The following is a 20,539-nucleotide window of genomic DNA, read 5'->3' as shown; positions in this document are numbered from 1 at the left end:
GCCGGCAACGTCCGCGACCGTGTCCACGAGGTCAGGGTCGCACGGTCCTCTTCGCTGATCTCCAGCACAGGTGACGGCATATGCCATCATCCCATACTGTCAACGAATTAATGACGCGCGACACTAGCTGCCTTACCACTGTCATCTGCTCAGGCTGGAGCCCCACCGTCCGGTAGGGCGCGGGCCGGTCGTCCCCTCACCGTGCGCAGACCTTACATCCATCACCCGACACCGCATCCCCTCTCGAGGAGTCACATGAATTCATCGACCAGCACTCCGAACGGCGAACACGGCAGCTCGGGCGGCACAGTTTCGGAGGGTCTGGCGTCGCTGGAGTTCATCGGCACAGCCACGTGTCTTCTCCGCCTGGGTCCTTTCACTGTTCTTACCGATCCCAACTTCCTTCACCGTGGCCAGCTGGCCTATCTCGGCAAGGGGCTGGCAAGCCGACGATTGACGGAGCCTGCCATGCAGCCATCCGAACTACCTTCGTTGGACGCCATCGTGCTGTCACACTTGCACGGGGATCACTTCGATCGGATCGCGCGGCGCGAACTTCAGCGCACCCCGCCCGTCTATACCACCGCCCCAGCGGCACGCCGACTTGAGCGCTGGGGGTTCGACGCGCATGCCCTTGACACCTGGGACACACGCCTTCTCACCCGTGGCTCGTGGACCCTGCGTCTCACCGCGACCCCGGGTCAGCACGCGCCGGGGCCTGCCACCCATCTGTTGCCTCGGGTCATGGGCAGCGTCCTAGAACTGCGCGAGAACGAAGCCCTGCGTCTACGTGTCTACGTCACCGGCGACACGCTCTACCGACCCACCCTCGCGGCCGTCACCGAGCGCTGCGGCCCGATCGACTCCATGATCATTCATCTGGGTGGCACTCGGATCCTGGGCTTGCTGGTGACGATGGACGCGCGCCAGGGAGCGCAGATGGTTCGAACCGTCCGCCCACACGTCATCGTCCCGGTTCACTTTGACGACTACACCGTTTTCCGTTCGCCACGCGAAGACTTCGCTGGCCTGTTCGAGCGGGCCGAGCTACCCGGTGAGCTTCGTCTTGTGGAACGCGGCCAACGCATCAGTCTCATGCCGTAACCAACATGGCTGACTCCTCCTTCGTGCCATGAGCGGCACGGTCAGACAAGGATCAAGGCGCCGGTCGTTTTGGCATTGGCATTAGCCGCCATTGCCCTCCAGATCGGCGCGATGCTAGGGACCTCGCCGGCGAAGGGAAACCCGGCGCCAGTGCCTACACCAAGCGCCTCGGCGACCTCGGACGCCCCGATAGACATGCAGAAGTGACGATCCAAACGTGCGCCCTTCACGCCACCCGAAACGCGACGGCTGCGATTCTCATCGGCTCCACACTCCGGCCCCGCTCCCGACTGGCGGTGGACGCCTCGAGTATGCGAGTAGGGATACCCCTAGATGCGCGGTGGTGAAAGTGTGCATCTGAGGGGGTTTCCACTTGCGTGGGGTGGGGTACAGCCCCACTCGCGGCGAGTGTGCATGCATACCACCCACCCCAGATGCACGCCACGGCACGGAGTGGATGGTGCACAAACCTTCGTTGAGCTACTTGGCAGCGCGTGTCCTCGACGGCTGGCGTGCGCGCCAGATCGCGTGGTCGATTTCCCACAAGGTGTACTGCCCCTGAAGGGTTTGTGCGACCTGAGCTAGCACATCGCGAGCTTCCTCGGGGTTCTTGACTCCAGCGCCGTTCGTGGCAAGCCACCTCATGACCATCCGATCAGGCTTGATCGCGGCGTCGTCACCAATAAGCATCCATAGGTATCCCCGCCGGATGCCAGATGCCCCTTCACCGGGAACTGTGCGTAGATCCGCGTCGATGGACTGAAGTGCGGTGGGGTTCAGCAGGGCGGATTGAGCTTCCCCGAGAGTGGCGATCCCATGGGAGAGGAAAATTTCAGCGTGCTGCCGCACAGCAGCAGCCTTGGTGATCCCACCCTTTGTCGATGTTCGCTGTCGGTTGGTCACTGCGATGAGGCTCTGCTCATCGGGAAACTCCGAGAGGAACGCGTGAAGCGGCAGGGGGTCCGCGGCGTCCACCCCGGGGGTCTTCGTCGCGGGCAGGCCAGGGGCGCCGTGCTGTGCCGCCACCCTACGTACCAGGGGCGCGACGACGGAGGTGTAGTTGGCGCTGATGCTCCACACGGCGTCGAGCACGCAGTACGTGAGGCTTGACCACTGTTGCTCACGAGGGGCGGGCTCCAGGGCTCGAACCTTGTCTGCGAGATCCTCGATGTTCATTACGGACTCTCCCTCGTCGTCACGGCTGTCGGTGCTGGCGTTTACGGTCCGGATCGGAAGGTGACGATGAAGCAAGCCGAGGAGTCCGCATGCTCAGGTTAGGTGCTGCAGGCAAGTCACTAGGGGAGATCGGAGTGGAGGCCCCATCCGTGGGGGATCGCATACGCGCCATTCATCGCGCACCAATTGAGGTGCGCAGTGCACCCCTGGAGCAGTTGTTGATTACTCAGCGACTGGATGGGCAGGTGCAGCTTCTCGTCACGATGGGAAGCTCTCTAGTGAGACTGTGAACAGCTTCGCTCTGTGTCGTCCTTCTGGCTTCGCTTCGTGTCGGGTAGCCCGGTCGCTACGGCTGCAGGAGCTCTCGTTCGATGCGTTCTGCGACGGCGTCCCGCATTGGTCGCACGTCTTCCGGTGACCAGGAGTTGGGGTCGGGGAACGACCACTCCAGGACCGTGCCGCCAGGTTCTGCGGGGAGTTCGAGTCCGGGCTTCATGAGGACGACGATGTCCGCGTGTTCGAGCAGGTCGGGCGTCACGCGCCGCGGCATGCGTGCGGTGATGTCGAGGCCGAGTTCGCCTACGGTCGCGGCGATCGAGGGGTTCACCTCGTCGGCCGGGGTGATGCCGGCGGAGGTGGCCGTGTATCGGTCGGGTGCGGCGAGTTCGAGGAGTGCTGCGCCGAGTTGTGAGCGGCCGGCGTTGTGCTTGCAGATGAACAGGACAGTGGGCTTCGTGGTCATGGATGCAAGTCCGGTCAGTTGGTGCAGCACGAGGTGTTGCCGGTAGCCGAATCAAGCGGAGTGCAGCAGGCAGCGTCCTCAGCGGCAGGAGTGGCGGTGGCGGGCGGGGTGGTGCAGCAGGAGCTGCCGCCGATGTCGGTGGAGCAGACACCCGTTTCGGGGAGGACGAGTTCGAGCTGTCGGGCTGCGGTGTGGTCGCCGGCGAGTTCGGCGGCGATGGAGCGGACCTGCTCGTAGCCGGTGAGGAGCAGGAACGTGGGCGCGCGGCCGTAGGACTTCATGCCGGCGATGAAGAAGTTCGGCTCCGGGTGCGCCAACTCGGCGACACCGTGCGGGGGAACGGAGCCGCAGGAGTGCAGGTTCGGGTCGATCAGTGGTGCGAGGGCTCGGGGTGCTTCGACGATGTCGTCGAGGCCGAGGCGGATCTCGCGGAGCATGTCGAGGTCGGGCCGGAATCCGGTGGCGTTCACGATGACGTCGACAGTGACCGCGAACGGCTCTCCCGCGCGCCGGCCGGTGACGGTGACCTGGTCGCCGTCGGCGCGGACGTCGTCGATCTCGTACGAGGCGATCTGCTGCAGCTGACCGGACTCGACGAGGCCGTGGACGGTGGACCCGAGCTGACCCCTGGCCGCGAGGCCGTCGGCTGCGTCGGCGCCGAGCCGGGCGGTGCCGGCGTTTCGGACAGCCCACAGCACTTCGGTACCCGGCGCGGTCTTGGCGAGGCTGGCGAGCTTGATGAGCGTGTTCGCCGCGGAGTGGCCGGCACCAACGACGAGGACCCGCTTCCCCGAGAACCGGGCCCGGTCGGCGCCGAGGACGTCAGGCAGTGCGTGGACGACGCGGTCGCCGAGGTCCGCGGCGGGTGCGAGCCCAGCGGCAGTGAGGGGGTTCGGTGATGTGTAGGTGCCGGAGGTGTCGACGACCGCACGCGCGGTGATGTCCGTGACGCCGTCGGCGGTGTGGAGGCGGAGCAGGAAGGGGGTGTCGGCGCGGCCGGTGGAGCGGGTGCGGTCCATGCCCTGCCGTGACACCGCCTCCACCCGGGTGCCGTAGCGGATCACCGGTGCGAGCTGCGGGGTCGCAGCCAGGGGCGCCAGGTACGTGTCGACGAGGTCCTGGCCAGTGGGCAACGACGCCGCTCGAGGCGCTTCCCAGCCGGTGGCTTCCAGGAGACGCTGCGCGGCAGGGTCGATGACGTACTGCCACGGGGAGAACAGGCGCGTGTGTCCCCACGCGCGGACGCTCGTCCCAACCGTCGGGCCAGCTTCGTAGACGACGACGTCGAGGCCGCGCTCGAGGAGGTGCGCGGCGGCAGCGAGCCCGACGGGGCCGGCACCGATGACCGCGACGGGCAGCCCGGTGAGGCGGTCCGCGTCGGTCCGGGGTGGGACGGTGAGGGTAAGCGTCATGGTCTGCGGCTTCCTGGTCGTTACGCGGTTGCTTCGGTGGGCAGCAGCTCGGCGAGGAGCGTCTGGACGCGGTGCTTGACGTCGTCGCGAATGGGGCGGACGTCCTCGATGCCGCGGCCGGCGGGATCGGTGAGTTCCCAGTCCTCGTACCGCTTGCCCGGGAAGATCGGGCACGCGTCGCCGCACCCCATGGTGATGACGGCGTCGGAGTCGCGGACGGCGTCGGTGGTGAGGATCTTCGGCTGGTTGCCGGCGATGTCGATGCCGTCTTCGGCCATCGCCTGGATCGCGATCGGGTTGATCTGGTCCTTCGGCGCACTGCCGGCGGAGAGGACCTCGACGCGGTCGCCGCCGAGTGCCTGCGCGTAGCCGGCGGCCATCTGGGAGCGTCCCGCGTTGTGGACGCAGACGAACAGGATCGTGGGCTTGTCACTCATGGGTGTGTGTCTTTCCGGGTTCAGCGGATGAGGGTGAGCCAGCCGGCGAGGGCGGCGAGGGTGACGGCGAGGACGGGGACGGTGAGGACGATGCCGGTGCGGAAGTACTGCCCCCACCCGATGTGGATGCCCTTCTTCTCCAGCACGTGCAACCACAGCAGGGTCGCGAGGGAGCCGATGGGGGTGATCTTCGGGCCGAGGTCGGAGCCGATGACGTTGGCGTAGACCATCACCTCGTGGGTGAGCCCGGTCGCTCCGGCTCCGCCGATGGCGAGGGCGGCGATGAGGACGGTGGGCATGTTGTTCATCAGGGACGCGAGGATCGCGATGGTGAACCCGACGCCGAGCGCCGTGACGAGCACCCCGTGGTCGCCGAACACGTCGAACAGCTTCGCGAGGTGGTCAGTGAGGCCCTGGTTCTGCAGGCCGTAGACGACGAGGTACATGCCGATGGAGAACAGCACGATCTGCCACGGCGCCTCCCGGATCGTCTTCCACACCGGAATCACCCGCCCCGACGGCGCACCCGCACCGCCACCGGCGGCACCGACGGTGGCGGTGCCGCCGGTGGTGACCAGGACCGGTGCGGCCTGGGCGCGGGCGAAGAGGAACGCGGGCTGCCGGGCGGCAACGAGCACGATCACGACCGCCCCGACACCAGCGACGGCCGCGAGCGGCACACCGAGTGGGTCGGCGGCGAAGTAGCCGACGAGCAGCAGGGCGAGGACGACCCAACCGGCGCGGAACGTCGCCCGGTCCGTGATCGCGGCGGTGGGGCTGGTGAGGGCGAGGACGTCGTACCGCTTCGGGATGCTCTTGCCGAAGTAGAGCAGCAGCATGCCGAGGGAGGCGAGGACGGAGACGATGCCGACGGGGATCATGACGGCGGCGTACTCGGCGAAGCCGAGGTGGAAGTAGTCGGCGGAGACGATGTTGACCAGGTTCGACACCACCAGCGGCAGGCTGCCGGTGTCGGCGATGAACCCGGTGGCGAGGATGAACCCGAGCGCTGCCTTCTGCGGCATGTTCAGGGCCCGGAGCATCCCGACGACGATCGGGGTGAGGATCAGTGCGGCCCCGTCGTTGGCGAACACGGCCGCGATGACGGCACCGAGGCCGACGATGAGGACGAACAGCAGCCGTCCGTTGCCGCGGCCCCAGCGGGCAACGTGGAGGGCTGCCCACTCGAAGAACCCGGCCTCGTCGAGGATCAACGAGATCAGCACCACCGCGACGAACGTCAGTGTCGCGTTCCACACGATCCCGACCACTGTCGGGATGTCGGAGAGGCCGACGACGGTGGTGGCGAGGGCGATGACGGCGCCGATGAGCGCGGTGTAGCCGATCGGGAACCCCTTGGGCTGCCAGATCACCACCACGAGCGTCGCGACGAAGATCGCCGCAGCCACCACAGCCATCACCATCAGCCGATCACCGCAGCCTGGTTCACTGCAGCCTGGTTCGCTGCGGCGGCGGCGCGTTCCCAGCCCTGCGCGGCGACCTGCACGGCGTCCCACGGGGACCCGAGCGGCGGCGTGTAGGAGAGGTCGAGGTCGATGACGTCGTCCACGGTGAGCTCCGCGTGGAGGGCAGTGGCGAACGTGTCGATGCGCTTGCTGATCTCTGCCGAGCGCTGCCCGACGATCTGCGCACCGAGGAGCCGACCGGTGCTCTGGTCGCCGGTGACGCTGATCGTCAGCGGGACCGCGCCCGGGTAGTACCGCTTGTGGTCATCCGCCACCGTCACCCGCGTCAACGGAGACACCTCCAGAGGGCCGGTCTCGTGCTGGCGGAGGCCGGTGCGGGCGGCGACGAGATCGAACACCTTCACCACCTGCGTCCCCACCGAGCCTGCGAAAACCTTGCTGCCGCCGAGCATGTTTTCCGCGGCGACGCGGCCCTGCTTGTGCGCTGTCGTCCCGAGCGGCAACCACGTGGTGCCGAGGAGCCGGTGGTGCGTCACGACGCAGTCACCGGCAGCCCACACATGCGGCACCCCGGTCCGCATCGATTCGTCGACGACGATCGCGCCGGCCTGACCGAGCCGTGCCCCAGCGGCGACCGCGAGGTCCGTGACGGGATGGACGCCGACGCAGACCACGACGAGGGCGAACGTGCCCTCCGCGTCACCGGACGTCGACCTGGTGGCGACGCGCCACTGCCCACCGCCTGTCGGGGCGATCCCGGTGACGGTCGACCCGGTCAGGACGGCCGCGCCATGGCGGCGGACCTCGGCGGTGACGAGGGACCCGAGCTCCGGGTCGAGGGTGGAGAGCACTTCCGGGCCACGCTGAATCAGCGTCGTCTCGAACCCGCGCGCGACGAGCCCTTCGGTCATCTCCAGGCCGATGTAGCCAGCACCGACGACCGCCACCCGGCTCCCCGCCGGCAGCAGCTCGAGGGCAGCGACCACCTGCTCCGCATCAGTCATGGAGTGCAGCAGGTGGATGCCAGATTCCCCGAACGGGACCCCGGCCGGGCGCACGGGCTCGGCGCCGGTGCCGATCAGCAGCTCGTCGTAGGAGATCTGCTCTTCCCCGGCAGCGCCGGTGACGGTGAGGCGGCGGCGGTCGACGTCGACGGCGGAGGCCCAGGTGGAGGAGCGGACGGTCATGCCGGCGGCTTCGAGGTCCGCGCGGGTGCGGTGCGCGAGGGACGCTTCCGTCGCGACGTCGCCGGAGACCCAGTACGGGATGCCGCAGATGGAGAAGTTCGGGAACTCGTCCGCGAGTACCACCGTCACATCGGTGGTCGGGTCAAGTTCGCGGGCGCGGAGCGCTGCGGCGATGCCGGCGTCACTGCCGCCGACGGCGAGGAGGTGAGTCATCAGGCTGGTCCTTCACGGATCGAGCGGGAGCCGAAAGCCGGCCCGTACATCGAAGCACGTCGATATCGATGAACGCAAATATAGACGCCCGTCGAAGTCGGTGGGAGGATGAGCCCATGACGATCGAGCTGCTTCCCATCCAGGACGTCACCGCGTGCTGCTCGCCCGTCACCACCGAGGCGATGGACCAGGCGTCCGCCGAGGTCCTCGCGAAGTCGCTCAAGGCGATCGCGGACCCGGCCCGGCTCCGGCTGATCTCGATGGTCGCCGCGCACGACGGTGCCGAGGCCTGCGTCTGCGACCTGCAGGAACCGCTCGGCCTGTCCCAGCCGACCGTGTCGCACCACCTCAAGGTCCTCGTCGACGCCGGGATCCTCCACCGCGAAAAGCGCGGCACCTGGGCCTACTTCTCCCTCATCCCCGGCGCCCTGGACACCCTCGCCGGCCTCATCACCGCGCCGGCGAAGTAGTCCACCGCGACATGGTGGCGCGAAGTGCTTGCCGAATGTCCGCCGGCCGTGTCAGAATCGTCCTGCGTTCATAGTGCGCGCCTACAGCCGGTCCTCTGGATCGGCTTTTTTCATGCCCGCCTGCTCCGCTACCCTGAGGCTGCTCGGCACGCGTCTGCCCGGAATCTCGCGGGTGTCGCATAGGCGCTGTACGCTGACACTCAAGGCAGCACGACGCTGTCTCCGGCCGGCCCTCTCAGGACCGGCCTTTTTTATGCCCTGATCTGACTCGGGCATTCGCAGGGAGCTCTCGACGCTCCTGCCATCCGCTGCCACGCCTCGTTGCGCGCCGGCGGTCCTCATGCCCCCACCCGAGGACGGGTGGGTTCTGGCCGCAACTGGCCAACCCCGAAGGAGGCATCATGCCCATCACCGACACGGTGGACATGCTGACGGCCTCCGGTGGTACTGCTGCCCTGACTGGCGTCATCGCCGTCGCCGGCGGCGTGCTCAGCGCGTTCCTGTCCAAGCAGGTCGTCGCGCTGATCCAGCACGTCATCGACGTCATCGACGACCGCACGCTGGCCAAGGATCCCGAGCGAGCTCGCATCGTCGCAGAACTGCGTCGAGCCCGCCGCGGGCAGCAGTAACCACCGGTTCAAAAAGCCGCCCCTCATTCGGCCAGGAGAGCTCTGTCTCCATGTTGTAGCGAAAACGAAGGTTTTTGCTACACCGCTAGGACTGCCCGTCGATCGACGATGACCCGCCTGGCCTGAGCTCTCGAGTACGCAGGTAGGGACATCCCTAGATGCTCAGCGTTGAAAAGTGCGCATCTCAGAGGGTTCCTACTTGCGTGGGTTGAGGTACACCCTATTTGCACAGTTGCTCCGCTATGTGGCTCGCGTGCACATGGGGTCCTCGGTGGCCCTATTGCTCACCTTGCGGGTAGGGACTAGACATGCCGGGTCGAATCGCGGGGTACGCGCGCGTCTCGTCGACGTCGCAGAATCTAGCCAGGCAACTAGAGGCGCTCGGGCGGTCGACGAGCTGTTCACCGATCACCAATCTGGCAAGAGCCGAGCCAATCGCGCTGGCCTGTTGGATGCGCTGCGCTACGTGCGCCGCGGTGACACGCTGCGCGTCGCGTCGATGGGTCGGCTCGCGCGATCACTGATCGACCTCGAGCAGATCGTCTCCGACCTCACCACGCGCAAGGTGAGCGTCGAGTTCGTCAAGGAACGCCTCACCTTCACACCCGATGCTACGGCCGACCCGTTCGCGACGTTCCAACGCCAACTCATCGGCGCCGTCGCCGAACTCGAGCGCTCCTATCCGCGAACGCCAACGCGAAGGCATCGACCTGGCCAAAGCCCGCGGCGTGTACCAGGGCCGCGCCCGCCGCCTCACCGACGAACAGATCGCCCACGTGCGTCAGGCGGCGGCCGCGGGCGATCCCAAGGCCAAGCTCGCCGCCGACCTTGGGGTCTCGCGCCGCCTCATTTACGACGTCATCGCCGGCAACGGCTCAGAAGTTCTGACCGCCCATGTCCTTGAACCGTGAGTAGTGCCCCTGGAACGCGACGGTGATGTCGGCCGTCGGGCCCGCGCGGTGCTTGGCGACGATGATCTCGGCCTCGCCGGCCTTCTCCGATTCCTTGTTGAAGTAGTCGTCACGGTGCAGCAGGATCACCATGTCGGCGTCCTGCTCGATCGAACCCGATTCACGCAGGTCCGCCATCTGCGGGCGCTTGTCGGTGCGCTGCTCGGGTCCACGGTTCAGCTGCGAGATCGCGATGACGGGTACCTCGAGCTCCTTCGCGAGCAGCTTGAGCGCACGCGAGAACTCCGACACCTCCTGCTGACGTGATTCGACGCGCTTGCCCGAGCTCATGAGCTGCAGGTAGTCGATCGCGATGATCTTCAGGTCGTGGCGCTGCTTGAGCCGGCGCGCCTTCGCGCGGATCTCCATGAGCGACATGTTCGGTGAGTCGTCGATGAACAACGGCGCGTCCGAGACGCGACCCATCGTCGTCGCCAGACGCGTCCAGTCCTCGTCACGCATCTGGCCTTTTCGCATGTGCTGCAACTGAATACCGGCCTCGGCCGACAGCAGGCGCATCGTGATCTCCGTGCGCCCCATCTCGAGCGAGAAGAACGCGGCCGTCATGTTGTGATGAATCGCGGCGCTGCGAATGATGTCCATGCCGAGCGTCGACTTTCCCATGGCCGGTCGTGCCGCGATGACGATCATCTGCCCGGGGTGCAGACCGTTCGTCAGCCCGTCGAGCTCGGAGAAACCCGTCGGCACGCCGACCATCTGCCCGTCGGTGCCGGAGGCCTGCTCGATCTCGTCGGCCGTCGCCTCGATGACGTCGCCGAGCCGCACGTAGTCCTCGCCGCCACGCTTGTCGGCGACGGCGTACACCTCGGCCTGCGCGGCGTTGACGATGTCCTCGACGTCGCCGCCCTCGTCGCCGTAGCCCATCTGCACGATGCGGGTGCCGGCGTCCACGAGCCGGCGCAGCACGGCCCGTTCGGCGACGATCTGCGCGTAGTACCCGGCGTTCGCGGCCGTCGGCACCGACGCGATGATCTGGTGCAGGTACGCCTGCCCGCCGATGCGCGCGAGTTCGCCGCGCTTCGTCAGCTCGTCGGCGACGGTGATGGCGTCCGCCGGCTCACCTCGGCCGTACAGGTCGGTGATCGCGTCGAAGATCGTCTCGTGCGCCGGGCGGTAGAAGTCGATGCCCTTGACCTCGGCGATGACGTCGGCGATCGCGTCCTTGCTCAGCATCATGCCGCCGATGACGCTCTGCTCCGCCTGCAGATCCTGCGGCGGCAGCTTGCCCGGCGGCATCGACGACGAACCCGCCCCGTCGAACTCCGGCGGCGCCTCGTACGGCTCCAGCTCAGCCACGCTCACAACTCCTCGAATCGGGTGCCACCCGCCCGGCCGACGCCGCACGATCCGTCACGACCCACCCTTGCACTCACCACCGACAACAGTAGGCAGACGCCCCGTCCGTTCACGAACCCGTCTGTGGACGGTGCTGTGGACAGGGTGTTGGAAACGCCGGTGGCGGTTGTGCACAGACCCGGGACGAACCTGTGGATGATTCGCCAGCCCGTCGTGGGAACCGCGCCACTGCGGTGATTCGCCGATCCACACCCTGTGGACGAAGATTGCTCCCGGTCGTCGACAACCTGGGTTGTCGTCCACAGCCCCGAAAGCCCCGAAAGCTCCCCCACCCCCCACCAGCCGGTCACGTCGCGTTCACGGCCCGCTTGGCGCCCATCGTCCTGCGCGACGCGGACCACCACGCCGCATCAGCCCCACGAGCACCTCGCTGGAGCGAGCGAGGACACCCCGACGCACGAACGTTCGCCGTGATCATCTTCCGAGGGTGGAACTCTCACATGCGGTCGAGTTCCGCCCCCTGAAGCATGGCGAACCAGTGGGGGGCTGATGCGCCGGGGTGCCCTCCCACTCAATCAAGACCACCCCGGCTTCTGGGCGTCACGACACACCTCAGCGCTGGATCGAAACTGTTTTCACAGGTTCACACGCACGGCGCGTGAGCGCCTGCCACCCGTCGACAGCCCGCGCGGTCGACACCCAGCCTGCGCGGCATCCCACGCCGCGCCGCCACGGCAGCGCACGTGAGGCACCCCACCCGGGCAGGCCGGGTGGGGTGTCGCCGTCAGGATCCGTTGCGCGAGACGCCGATCGTGCCCGGGACGTAGGTGGTGCCGAGCTCCTTCGAGTCGGCGATCTTGATGCTCGTGTAGGAGGAGCAATCAACGATGCCCCAGTGCAGGTGCGGTCCCGTCGAGAAGCCGGTGTTGCCCGACAACGCGATCTTCTGCCCCTGCGAGACTCGCTGCCCCGCAACGACGTTCATCGACGACAGGTGCGCGTACTCCATGCAGAAACCGGAGGCGTCCTTGATGAGGACGGTGTTGCCACCGGTGACGTTGTTCTCGGTCTTGAACACGACGCCCGACGCGGAGGCGACGACCTGCGTCCCCGTCGGAACCCCGAAGTCGACGGCGTGCTTGTCGTAGTACTTGTGATGGCTCGCTGCCCCGTACGGACCCTGCGTGATGGGCGCCGGGTAGCCGTTGAGGAACGGCAGCTCGTACGGCGCGTCCGGGTGGACGAGCGGCGGGACGCCCGGCTGGCCGGGGGTACCGGTGTCACCACCGGTCGCCTGGTCCGTGGCGAGAGCGAGGGCATACGTCGTCTTCGCCCCGACGACACCGTCGACGACGAGGCCGTGCGAGCGCTGGAACGTCACGACCGCCGACTCGGTGAGCGACCCGAACACGCCGTCGACGTTCACCCCGAGCTTCGACTGGATGGCGCGCACGAGCGGGCCCGAGTCGCCGCGTCGGACGACGTCGCCGGCGCTCGGCTGTGCGGACGACGCGTCGAGCGCCGCCCACGTACGGGGGCCGACGACGCCGTCGACGTCGAGGCGGTTGGCGCGCTGGAAGTCCTTGACGGCCGCTGTCGTGACCGGGCCGTACCAGCCGTCGACGACGAGAGCGAGGCGAGCCTGCAGGGTCTTGACGGCCTCGCCGCGCGAGTCGAAGGTCAGCACGGGCGAGATGGTGGGAGCGGGCGCCGGCGCCGGCGTCTCCTGCGCCGCGAAAGCCGGGGCAGCCATCACAGCCGCTCCGGCGACGGGCAGCGTCGCGCCCACGCCGAGCGCGAGGGCGGATCGGGAGCCGCGGGCTGCGGCAGCACCGACGCACGCGGACTCGACGCGGCCGTGGCGCGTGGCAAGGTGCTTGGGCAAGTACTTCGTCATGGCGGTTCGCTCCGTCGTCGAAGAGCGCCAGTCGACTCGCAGTGGGCGCTCGTGCTCACGTGTCGCACGGGGGTGCGACATGTCGAGGATGCACGAGCCGAACGTCGCCGCAAAGCACCCCGAAAATCACATGCATGTCGTTCTGGCACCCCGTGATCTTCCCGTGATCACGCGGCTGACGGGCACTTTCGGCATGGTTCCGGGGAGCACGAAACGAACATCCTTTCGAGCCTCGAAAAAATGTTCGACGAAATATTCATCATTCAGTTTTGTCCACGATGTGGGACGGCGCTCGGTCCGTCGTCCGCGTCAGCTTCCCCACTGTCGGTACGACCGGATCCGAGCGCCATCCCCTGCCATCGCGGCAGTCTCGACGCCGTCTTTCAGCGCAGCACGCGCGCGTAGCTCGACGGCTTGCCGTAGATCGCGCGAACACCCACGGTGGAACCTGGGTGCGGTGCGTCGATCATCATGCCGTCGCCGAGATAGATGGCGACGTGATACGCCGGGTAGCCGTAGAACAGCAGGTCACCCGGCTGCGGGTTCGTCGTGCTCGGGAAGTACGCCTGCTGCTGCGCGGAGACGCGCGGCATCGTGATGCCGTACTGCTTGAACACGTACGAGACGAAGCCGGAGCAGTCGAAGCCCGACGGCGTCGAACCGCCCCACACGTACGGCACACCCTGGAACGTCTTGGCGTACGCGATGATCTGCGCGGCCGTCGCGGACGGAGCAGGCGTCGTCGGCGTCGTCGGCGTCGTCGGCACCGTGGGAGGCGTCGCCGGCGTCGTGGGCACCGTGGGAGGAGTCGGCGTCGTGGGAGTCGTCGTCGAGCAGCCCAGCTTCGCCCACGTCAGCTTGCCGACGATGCCGTCCGCGTACAGACCGTTCTGCGCCTGGAACGAGACGACCCCTGCACGAGTGGCCCGCCCGAAGATGCCGTCGACCTCGACTCCGAGCTTGCTCTGCAGCACCTTGACGAGCGCGTGCGTCGAACCGAAGCGCAGCGTCGTGGTGTTCGCGGAGCACGTCGTCGGCGTGGTCGGCGTTGTCGGAGTGGTCGGCGTTGTCGGGGTCGTCGGCGTCGTCGCCGCAGCGAGCTTCGCCCACGTCAGCTTGCCGACGATGCCGTCGGCGTACAGCCCGTTGCTGCGCTGGAACGACTTGACAGCCGACAGCGTCGCAGGGCCGAAGATGCCGTCCGCGTTGACCTGGAGCTGCGCCTGGATCGCCTTCACCGCTTCCCCACGGGAGCCGAAGAACAGGACGGGCTTGACGGTCGGTGTGGTCGCGCTCGGCGTGGTCGTACCCGTGCCGGGTGCGGCCATCGCGGGCGCGGCCGCGACGAGGGCTCCGGTGGCCGGGATGGCGAGCGCCACCCCGGCTCCGAGGCCGGATCGAAGAGCGAGCTGCGGGCGCACGGTGCGCTCGCGTCTCCTCATGTGCAGGGGAGCATGTGTACTCAAGTGAGCAGCCTTTCTACGGTTTTCGCGTTCCAGCGCACCGCGTCTCCAGGGTGGAGACGCACGCCACTGCCACACCCTCGCCAGCCCCCGCTCACAAAGGTGCAGGCTTCACTCTGCCCGAGCGTTTCCTGAGTGTGAAATGAAAGTTGCCGACACGCCCGGTAAATGCTTGACTCGACGCGCGCCGCGCGAGATAAGCGGCCACGACGCCCACCTGGATATTTTCCCGTCGTTCCGCGTAGTTTCGGGCCAATACCAGGAGTCAGGGGGCTCCGCCGAGCAGGCGCGCCGACGCGGTTGCACGAGAGGACATTTTTTCTCATATGATGAGACGGGTAGCGCGAGAAGTGCAGGAACCCGACTCCCTGGGGCCCCAGATTCGCGCCCTTGCCGTGCCGGCCTTCTTCACGCTCGTGGCCGAGCCTTTGTTCCTCATGACCGATTCGTCGATCGTCGGCCACCTCGGCGTCACGCAGCTCGCGGCGCTCGGAGCCGCGAGCGCCGTCCTGCTCAGCCTCACCGGCATCTTCGTCTTCCTCGCCTACGCGACAACCGCACTCGTCGCACGCCGCATGGGCGCGAACGACGAGGACGGAGCGATCGGGGCGGGCCTCGACGGCGTGTGGCTGGCGTTGGCGCTCAGCATCCCGCTCGCCGCCGCGACGTTCGCCGCAGCGCCACTCGCGGTGCGCGCGATGACCAGCGCGCCTGAGGTCGTGGACGCTGGCGTCACATACCTGCGGATCAGCGCGCTCGGCATCCCGGCGATGCTGGTCTGCCTCGCAGCGCAGGGGCTGCTCAGGGGCCTACAGGACACGCGGACGCCGCTGCTCGTCACCGTCACCGGATTCGCCCTCAACGCGGCGCTCAACGCCATCCTCGTCCTCGGTCTACACACCGGCCTCGCCGGCTCGGCCGCCGGCACCACGGCCGCGCAGTGGCTCATGGCGCTCGCCCTGCTCGCCTCGATCGGCCGACGGGTGCGCCATCTCGACGTCCGCCCCCACCCGGGACGTGTCCTGGGTGCGGCACGCGCCGGGGCGCCGATCCTCGTGCGTACGATCGCGCTGCGCGCCGTCCTGCTCCTCACGACGGCCACCGCCGGGTTGTTCGGCCCCGGGACCCTCGCGGCGCACCAGATCGCATCGACGATCTTCACCTTCCTGACGTTCGCGCTCGACGCCGTCGCCATCGCGGCGCAAGCGCTCGTCGGCGAATCACTGGGCCGCGGTGACGCCTCACGCACCCGCGAACTGACCGCGACGCTCACTCGATGGGGTTGGCGCTGCGGACTCGTCGGCGGTGTGGCGACGCTGGTCACGGCGTGGTGGGTGCCCCTGCTGTTCACCTCCGATGCGACGATCGCGCACACGACGAGCGCCGCCCTCGTCGTCATCGCCCTCGTGAGCGCACCGTCGGGCGTGCTGTTCGTCCACGACGGTGTGCTCATGGGTGCCGGGGACGGCGCGTTCCTCGCCCGTGCGCAACTGGCGCTTCTCGTGGGCTACCTGCCGCTCGTGTGGGTCCTGAGCACCTCGCGGGATGCCGTCACAGGCTGGGGGGACGCGTCGCCGCTCGTCGCGGTCTGGGTGCTGTATGCGCTCTACCTGCTCGCGCGCATGGCCGTGCTCGACCACCGGCGTCGAGGCACCGCCTGGATGCACCTCGAGAGCGCCGGCTGACGCCCCGGTCCCGCCGCCCCCGATGCTCGCGGGCCGCGAATGCCCCATGGGCCGCCCTCACCCACTATCTTGAGGTCATACGCAGGCATCTCTCAGGGAGTTCCCATGACGCACGACCTCGATGATCGACTGCTCACGAGTCACGGCGTCAGCCGCCGTACCGCACTCACCGGAGCGCTCGCACTGGGCGCCACCGGCGCCGTCTCGACGCTCGGGGCGACCCAGGCCTCGGCCACCACGGTGGGGCTCTACGACAAGATGCACGCCATCGACGCATCCACGACCGGCGGGTTGTCCGTCGCCGTGCACGATCGGCGCAGCATGCGGGTGTGGCAGTACAACGCGCCGTTCCGCAACGAGTGCGCGAGCATCGTCAAGGTGCTCATCCTCGCGACCGTCTGCTCGCGCGCCCAGAAGGCGGGGCGCGGCCTCACCGCGTGGGAGAAGAGCCAGGCCTCCCCGATGATCCGCGTCAGCGACAACAACGCGGCGACGAACCTGTGGCGCAGCGTCGGCGGCGCACCCGCGGTGCAGGCCGTCGCGAACAGCCTCGGCATGACGTCGACGCGCGCTGCCGGAGCCTGGGGCCTGACGACGACCTCCGCCTACGACCAGATCGTCCTCATGAACGAGATCAGCTGGCGCGGCAGGCTGCTCAACGCCGCCAACCGTGGCTACATCCTGACGCTCATGGGCCAGGTCGCGGCGGATCAGCGTTGGGGCGTCGGCTCGATCGGCACGAGTCAGGTGAAGAACGGCTGGCTGCCCTACGCCGGTCTGTGGCGCGTCAACAGCATCGGCCACGTCGGCGGAAACCGCAACCACACGCTCGCCATCCTGCAGCGCACCCCGACGATGGCGATCGGCACGTCCGTCGCCAACCGCGTCGCCGCGACCATCCACGCGCACCTCGCGACCGCCCTCTGACGCACGCACGACGAAGCCCCGCCCACGGACGAACCGTGGCGCGGGGCTTCGACGTCGGCCCGCCCCGGACGAGGCCGGGGTGGGCCGGTGAGGATCAGGCGCGGGCGACCTTGACGTCGACCGTGGCCTGCACCTCGGGGTGCAGACGCACGAGCACCGAGTACTCGCCGAGCGAACGCATCGGCGTCGTGATCTCGATCTTGCGCTTGTCGACGGAACCGGCGCCGGCTTCCTTGATCGCGTCGGCGATCTCACCGGTCGTGACGGCGCCGAAGAGGCGGCCGTTCTCGCCGGCGCGAGCCTTCAGCGTCACCTTGGCGTTCTCGAGGTTGCCCTTGACGGACTTCGCCTCTTCGAGCGTCTTGATGGAACGCGTCTCGCGAGCCTTCGTGATCGAGTCGACCTGCTTCTGGCCGCCCTTCGTCCACTCCGTGGCGAGGTTGTTGCGCAGAAGGTAGTTGCGGGCAAAACCGGGCTTGACGTCGACGACGTCGCCGGCCGTGCCGAGCTTGGAAACCTCGTGGGTCAGGATGACCTTCATGTCGGTGTTCCTTTCCTCGATCAGCGAGCGGAGCTCGAGTAGGGAAGCAGAGCCATCTCACGCGCGTTCTTGACGGCGTTGGCGATGAGGCGCTGCTCCTGGACGGAGACACCGGTGACGCGACGGGCGCGGATCTTGCCGCGGTCGGAGATGAACTTGCGCAGCAGCGCAGCGTCCTTGTAGTCGATGTTCTCGACCTTCGCCGCCTTCAGCGGGTTGGCCTTCTTCTTGGGCTTGCGCACAACGGGCTTTGCCATCGTGGTGCTCTCCTTCTATGAGAGCCCGAGTGGTGACTCGGGATAGCGAGTGTGTGAGTGGCCGGCACGTGCGTGCCGGGCCGGTGGGGCGTCATCGTCGTGGTGACGCCCGGGGAGAGGAGGAACGATCAGAACGGGGGCTCGTCGTACGACGGGCCGGTGGACCAGCCACCGTTGCCGCCGCCCTGCGAGCCGTTCGACTGGCCGCCGGCGTTGCCACCCGAGTTGCCGCCGAAGCCGCCACCCGAGTTGCCACCGGTCGTCCACGGGTCGTCGGTCGGGCTGCCACCGAAGTTGCCGCCCTGAGAACCCGAGTTGCCGCCGAACCCGTTGCCACCGCCGGAGTTGCCCCCGAAGTTGCCCTGGCTGACGTTGCCGCCGCCGTTGCCACCTCCGAAGTTGCCACCCTGGCCACCGCCGGAGCGCTGGGTCTTGTTGACCTTCGCCGTGGCGTACCGCAGCGACGGGCCGACCTCGTCGACCTCGAGCTCGGTGACGGTGCGCTTCTCACCCTCCTTCGTCTCGTACGAACGAGACTTCAGACGGCCGGTGACGATGACGCGCGAGCCGCGCTGGAGCGACTCCGAGACGTTCTCCGCTGCCTCGCGCCAGATGGAGCAGGACATGAAGAGCGCCTCGCCGTCCTTCCACTCGTTCGACTGGCGGTCGAAGACGCGCGGGGTCGAGGCGATGCGGAAATTCGCCACGGCAGCGCCGTTCGGCGTGTAGCGCAGCTCGGGGTCGGCAACGAGGTTGCCGACCATCGTGATGTTGACGTCACCTTGCGCCATGGGTGGTTCCTCCTACTGAATGTGGGGAGTTCTCAGGCGTCCTTGCGCAGGATCTTGGTACGCAGGATGGACTCGTTGAGTCCAAGCTGACGGTCAAGCTCTGCAGCGGTGGCCGGTGTTGCGTTGAAGTCGACCACGACGTAGATGCCTTCGGACTTCTTCTTGATGTCGTAAGCCATGCGGCGACGGCCCCAGACGTCGACGTTGTCGACGGTGCCGCCGTCCTTCGTGACGACAGAGAGGAACTTCTCCAGCGAGGGCTGGACCGTGCGCTCGTCGAGCTCACCGTCGAGGATGATCATCATTTCGTAATGACGCATGCGGTAACCCACCTCCTTTGGTCTCAAGCGGTCACGGTCTCTCCGTGACAGGAGGGTTGCAGCGTTGCCGCGCCCTCTCGTCGTCGCACGCACCACGATGGCCCATCGAGCCGTCGGGGAGCACGCGCCGGAGCCACAGGTTGTGGATGAGACGGCACGAACCCCACAAGACTACCCGTAGCCGTCACCGGCGACCAATCTCTGTGGATGAACTCAGGCTGACGCGGCGTTCGCGTGCTGCCGAGCCGTGAGGCCGGCGCGGCGTTCGTCGTCGCCGTCCTCGGATGACGCGACGGTCGACGAACGCGTCGCGCGGATCGCCGCGGTGACCAGGTAGACCAGCCCGGCCAGTCGCACCAGGGTGAAGAAGCAATACCAGCCGGAGGGCAGCGCCTTCGCCATGTTCGAGGCGCGCGCGATGAACCCCCACACGGTGATGAAGTAGACGAACTCGGCGCCCGCCCAGACGAGGTGGTCGCGCCACGGCAGCGCGCTGAGCGCGATGAGCGGCAGGACCCACAAGCACGCCTGCACTGGCAGGGCACGCGACGTCAGCATCACCGTGACGAGCATGAGCAGCGCGATGGGCGCAAGCGGCAGCCGCTCACGACCCTGAGCGAGAATCGCCCCCAGCGCGATCGCCGCGATCCACCCGAGCACGGCGAGGCCCGTCAGGACGGCAGGTGACAACGTCACGTCCGCGAAGCTGAGGATGTACCAGAGCGAGCCGTACCCGGCGCCCTGCTGGCGCCAGGCGGTGAACGAGGTGAACGGGTCGCCGCCCCACACGGCGATGACGGCGAACATCGCGACGCACGTCGCGCCCGCCCCGAGGAAGAGTGCCAGGGCGCCCTTCGTGCGGCCGCGCACGAGCGCGACGACGAGCGCGGCCACGAGGACGGCGCCGAGCGTCGGACGCGTCAGGAGGGCGCCCGCGAGCGCCACCCCCGCGAGCGGGAAGCGCGTGCGCTCCCAGGCCAGCAGTCCGGCTGCGACGAGGGCGACACCGAGCGCGTCGAACGAGATGAGCGCACTCGTGATGAGCACCGGCGACAACGCGATGTGGGCAGCCACCCAGGGGCTGTCGGGTCGCGACGCGGCACTCGCGCACACGGCGAGGGCGATGAGCAACGCGACGACGGCGGCCCCCCACGCGAACATCCCCTGCTGCAGCCGTAGCTGCGAACCGCCGGGCACGATCGTGCGCACGAGCCAGGTGATGAGTGCCGTCAGCGGGGGCTGGCCCTGCATCGTCGGGTTCGACCACGGCGACGATCCGGCGGGCGCGGCGACGGCGACGGGCAGGTCGGAGTAGCAGGCGCGCCACAAGGATCCGGGCGTCGCCCACCCCGTCGAGACACAGTGGTTCTTCTGCAGCACCCCGAGCGCGACGAAGACCGCGCTCAGCGCACTGAGGACAGCGGCGGCCGGGCGCCACCCGCGTCGCCCGACGACGGCGTGACGCCCCAGCGGCCCACCGACGACGTGACTGGCCGCTACGGCCACCGGGTCGGTGCGCGTCGGGGCTCGACCCGAGCTCGGAGCGGTCGTCGGGTGCGCAGGCGTGGCCGTGTGCGTCATGGGGTCAGCCTAG

19 protein-coding genes and 1 pseudogene are annotated in these 20,539 nt (G+C 68.0%); 6 read left to right on the top strand and 14 right to left on the bottom strand.

Features of this window, described 5'->3' with window-relative positions; translation table 11 throughout:
- Positions 1–255 precede the first annotated feature (255 nt).
- Positions 256–1,104 carry an MBL fold metallo-hydrolase gene (locus tag NQ706_RS08170; RefSeq protein ID WP_081873511.1) on the top strand — a complete coding sequence of 283 codons (849 nt, stop codon included), beginning with the start codon at positions 256–258 and terminating at the stop codon, positions 1,102–1,104.
- A 480-nt stretch (positions 1,105–1,584) separates the two neighbouring features.
- On the opposite strand, the gene NQ706_RS08165 is transcribed toward NQ706_RS08170, so the two are convergent.
- The 6 genes from NQ706_RS08165 to NQ706_RS08140 form a co-directional block, all read right to left on the bottom strand.
- Complete coding sequence (locus tag NQ706_RS08165) at positions 1,585–2,280, bottom strand: hypothetical protein (RefSeq protein WP_038566157.1); 696 nt, start codon at positions 2,278–2,280, stop codon at positions 1,585–1,587.
- A 346-nt stretch (positions 2,281–2,626) separates the two neighbouring features.
- Positions 2,627–3,022 carry a low molecular weight phosphatase family protein gene (locus tag NQ706_RS08160; RefSeq protein ID WP_038566160.1) on the bottom strand — a complete coding sequence of 132 codons (396 nt, stop codon included), beginning with the start codon at positions 3,020–3,022 and terminating at the stop codon, positions 2,627–2,629.
- A 14-nt stretch (positions 3,023–3,036) separates the two neighbouring features.
- Positions 3,037–4,434: an FAD-dependent oxidoreductase gene (locus NQ706_RS08155; protein WP_038566163.1), complete on the bottom strand. Its 1,398-nt coding sequence runs from the start codon at positions 4,432–4,434 to the stop codon at positions 3,037–3,039.
- A gap of 20 nt (positions 4,435–4,454) precedes the next feature.
- Positions 4,455–4,871: an arsenate reductase ArsC gene (locus NQ706_RS08150; protein WP_038566165.1), complete on the bottom strand. Its 417-nt coding sequence runs from the start codon at positions 4,869–4,871 to the stop codon at positions 4,455–4,457.
- A gap of 20 nt (positions 4,872–4,891) precedes the next feature.
- On the bottom strand, positions 4,892–6,289 hold the full coding sequence (locus NQ706_RS08145) for an arsenic transporter (protein ID WP_038569915.1): 1,398 nt from the start codon (positions 6,287–6,289) through the stop codon (positions 4,892–4,894).
- Positions 6,290–6,294: 5 nt separating this feature from the next.
- Entirely contained in the window at positions 6,295–7,698 is a 1,404-nt protein-coding gene (locus tag NQ706_RS08140; RefSeq protein ID WP_038566168.1) for an FAD-dependent oxidoreductase, read from the bottom strand.
- 116 nt (positions 7,699–7,814) lie between these two features.
- Here NQ706_RS08140 and NQ706_RS08135 point away from each other — a divergent pair, with 116 nt between their 5' ends.
- The 3 genes and pseudogenes from NQ706_RS08135 (at position 7,815) to NQ706_RS08125 (ending at position 9,708) form a co-directional block, all read left to right on the top strand.
- The gene (locus NQ706_RS08135) at positions 7,815–8,168 is read left to right on the top strand and encodes a metalloregulator ArsR/SmtB family transcription factor (protein ID WP_038566171.1); all 354 of its coding nucleotides are present in this window, start codon (positions 7,815–7,817) and stop codon (positions 8,166–8,168) included.
- 401 nt (positions 8,169–8,569) lie between these two features.
- Positions 8,570–8,797: a hypothetical protein gene (locus NQ706_RS08130; RefSeq protein ID WP_051805400.1), complete on the top strand. Its 228-nt coding sequence runs from the start codon at positions 8,570–8,572 to the stop codon at positions 8,795–8,797.
- A 308-nt stretch (positions 8,798–9,105) separates the two neighbouring features.
- A pseudogene (locus NQ706_RS08125) lies at positions 9,106–9,708 on the top strand (recombinase family protein).
- Here NQ706_RS08125 and dnaB read toward each other — a convergent pair.
- The 3 genes from dnaB to NQ706_RS08110 form a co-directional block, all read right to left on the bottom strand.
- Complete coding sequence (dnaB, locus tag NQ706_RS08120) at positions 9,673–11,070, bottom strand: replicative DNA helicase (RefSeq protein ID WP_074041083.1); 1,398 nt, start codon at positions 11,068–11,070, stop codon at positions 9,673–9,675. The pseudogene NQ706_RS08125 and the gene dnaB overlap by 36 nt on opposite strands.
- Before the next feature lie 778 nt (positions 11,071–11,848).
- Positions 11,849–12,961 (bottom strand): peptidoglycan-binding protein, encoded by a 1,113-nt coding sequence (locus tag NQ706_RS08115; protein ID WP_051805402.1) that lies wholly within the window; start codon positions 12,959–12,961, stop codon positions 11,849–11,851.
- Positions 12,962–13,344: 383 nt separating this feature from the next.
- Positions 13,345–14,427: an NlpC/P60 family protein gene (locus NQ706_RS08110; RefSeq protein ID WP_150112677.1), complete on the bottom strand. Its 1,083-nt coding sequence runs from the start codon at positions 14,425–14,427 to the stop codon at positions 13,345–13,347.
- Positions 14,428–14,750: 323 nt separating this feature from the next.
- Here NQ706_RS08110 and NQ706_RS08105 point away from each other — a divergent pair, with 323 nt between their 5' ends.
- Together NQ706_RS08105 and NQ706_RS08100 are read left to right on the top strand one after the other, a co-directional pair.
- A complete protein-coding gene (locus tag NQ706_RS08105) occupies positions 14,751–16,109 on the top strand; it encodes an MATE family efflux transporter (protein WP_404360716.1) in 1,359 nt (452 codons plus the stop codon).
- A gap of 105 nt (positions 16,110–16,214) precedes the next feature.
- Positions 16,215–17,036: a serine hydrolase gene (locus NQ706_RS08100; RefSeq protein ID WP_051805404.1), complete on the top strand. Its 822-nt coding sequence runs from the start codon at positions 16,215–16,217 to the stop codon at positions 17,034–17,036.
- A 94-nt stretch (positions 17,037–17,130) separates the two neighbouring features.
- Here NQ706_RS08100 and rplI read toward each other — a convergent pair whose 3' ends face one another.
- The 5 genes from rplI to NQ706_RS08075 all read right to left on the bottom strand — a co-directional run bounded on the left by rplI (position 17,131) and on the right by NQ706_RS08075 (position 20,526).
- Positions 17,131–17,577 carry a 50S ribosomal protein L9 gene (rplI, locus tag NQ706_RS08095; RefSeq protein WP_006944736.1) on the bottom strand — a complete coding sequence of 149 codons (447 nt, stop codon included), beginning with the start codon at positions 17,575–17,577 and terminating at the stop codon, positions 17,131–17,133.
- Positions 17,578–17,597: 20 nt separating this feature from the next.
- Positions 17,598–17,834: a 30S ribosomal protein S18 gene (rpsR, locus tag NQ706_RS08090; protein WP_006944621.1), complete on the bottom strand. Its 237-nt coding sequence runs from the start codon at positions 17,832–17,834 to the stop codon at positions 17,598–17,600.
- A 128-nt stretch (positions 17,835–17,962) separates the two neighbouring features.
- On the bottom strand, positions 17,963–18,625 hold the full coding sequence (locus NQ706_RS08085; RefSeq protein ID WP_038566181.1) for a single-stranded DNA-binding protein: 663 nt from the start codon (positions 18,623–18,625) through the stop codon (positions 17,963–17,965).
- Positions 18,626–18,657: 32 nt separating this feature from the next.
- Positions 18,658–18,945 carry a 30S ribosomal protein S6 gene (gene rpsF, locus NQ706_RS08080; protein ID WP_038569923.1) on the bottom strand — a complete coding sequence of 96 codons (288 nt, stop codon included), beginning with the start codon at positions 18,943–18,945 and terminating at the stop codon, positions 18,658–18,660.
- Positions 18,946–19,158: 213 nt separating this feature from the next.
- A complete protein-coding gene (locus tag NQ706_RS08075; RefSeq protein WP_038566185.1) occupies positions 19,159–20,526 on the bottom strand; it encodes a hypothetical protein in 1,368 nt (455 codons plus the stop codon).
- Positions 20,527–20,539 lie beyond the last annotated feature (13 nt).

This window comes from Dermacoccus sp. BD5, assembly GCF_044878485.1.
Taxonomy (GTDB): Bacteria; Actinomycetota; Actinomycetes; order Actinomycetales; family Dermatophilaceae; genus Dermacoccus; species Dermacoccus nishinomiyaensis.
The sequence above is the reverse complement of the archived record's forward strand: the minus strand, read 5'-3'. Positions and strand labels throughout refer to the sequence as shown.

Coding starts and splice junctions, on each gene's coding strand:
- NQ706_RS08170 (WP_081873511.1), top strand. CDS start 256: ATGAATTCATCGACCAGCACTCCGAACGGCGAACACGGCAGCTCGGGC.
- NQ706_RS08165 (WP_038566157.1), bottom strand. CDS start 2,280: ATGAACATCGAGGATCTCGCAGACAAGGTTCGAGCCCTGGAGCCCGCC.
- NQ706_RS08160 (WP_038566160.1), bottom strand. CDS start 3,022: ATGACCACGAAGCCCACTGTCCTGTTCATCTGCAAGCACAACGCCGGC.
- NQ706_RS08155 (WP_038566163.1), bottom strand. CDS start 4,434: ATGACGCTTACCCTCACCGTCCCACCCCGGACCGACGCGGACCGCCTC.
- NQ706_RS08150 (WP_038566165.1), bottom strand. CDS start 4,871: ATGAGTGACAAGCCCACGATCCTGTTCGTCTGCGTCCACAACGCGGGA.
- NQ706_RS08145 (WP_038569915.1), bottom strand. CDS start 6,289: ATGGCTGTGGTGGCTGCGGCGATCTTCGTCGCGACGCTCGTGGTGGTG.
- NQ706_RS08140 (WP_038566168.1), bottom strand. CDS start 7,698: ATGACTCACCTCCTCGCCGTCGGCGGCAGTGACGCCGGCATCGCCGCA.
- NQ706_RS08135 (WP_038566171.1), top strand. CDS start 7,815: ATGACGATCGAGCTGCTTCCCATCCAGGACGTCACCGCGTGCTGCTCG.
- NQ706_RS08130 (WP_051805400.1), top strand. CDS start 8,570: ATGCCCATCACCGACACGGTGGACATGCTGACGGCCTCCGGTGGTACT.
- NQ706_RS08115 (WP_051805402.1), bottom strand. CDS start 12,961: ATGACGAAGTACTTGCCCAAGCACCTTGCCACGCGCCACGGCCGCGTC.
- NQ706_RS08105 (WP_404360716.1), top strand. CDS start 14,751: ATGATGAGACGGGTAGCGCGAGAAGTGCAGGAACCCGACTCCCTGGGG.
- NQ706_RS08100 (WP_051805404.1), top strand. CDS start 16,215: ATGACGCACGACCTCGATGATCGACTGCTCACGAGTCACGGCGTCAGC.
- rplI (WP_006944736.1), bottom strand. CDS start 17,577: ATGAAGGTCATCCTGACCCACGAGGTTTCCAAGCTCGGCACGGCCGGC.
- rpsR (WP_006944621.1), bottom strand. CDS start 17,834: ATGGCAAAGCCCGTTGTGCGCAAGCCCAAGAAGAAGGCCAACCCGCTG.
- NQ706_RS08085 (WP_038566181.1), bottom strand. CDS start 18,625: ATGGCGCAAGGTGACGTCAACATCACGATGGTCGGCAACCTCGTTGCC.
- rpsF (WP_038569923.1), bottom strand. CDS start 18,945: ATGCGTCATTACGAAATGATGATCATCCTCGACGGTGAGCTCGACGAG.
- NQ706_RS08075 (WP_038566185.1), bottom strand. CDS start 20,526: ATGACGCACACGGCCACGCCTGCGCACCCGACGACCGCTCCGAGCTCG.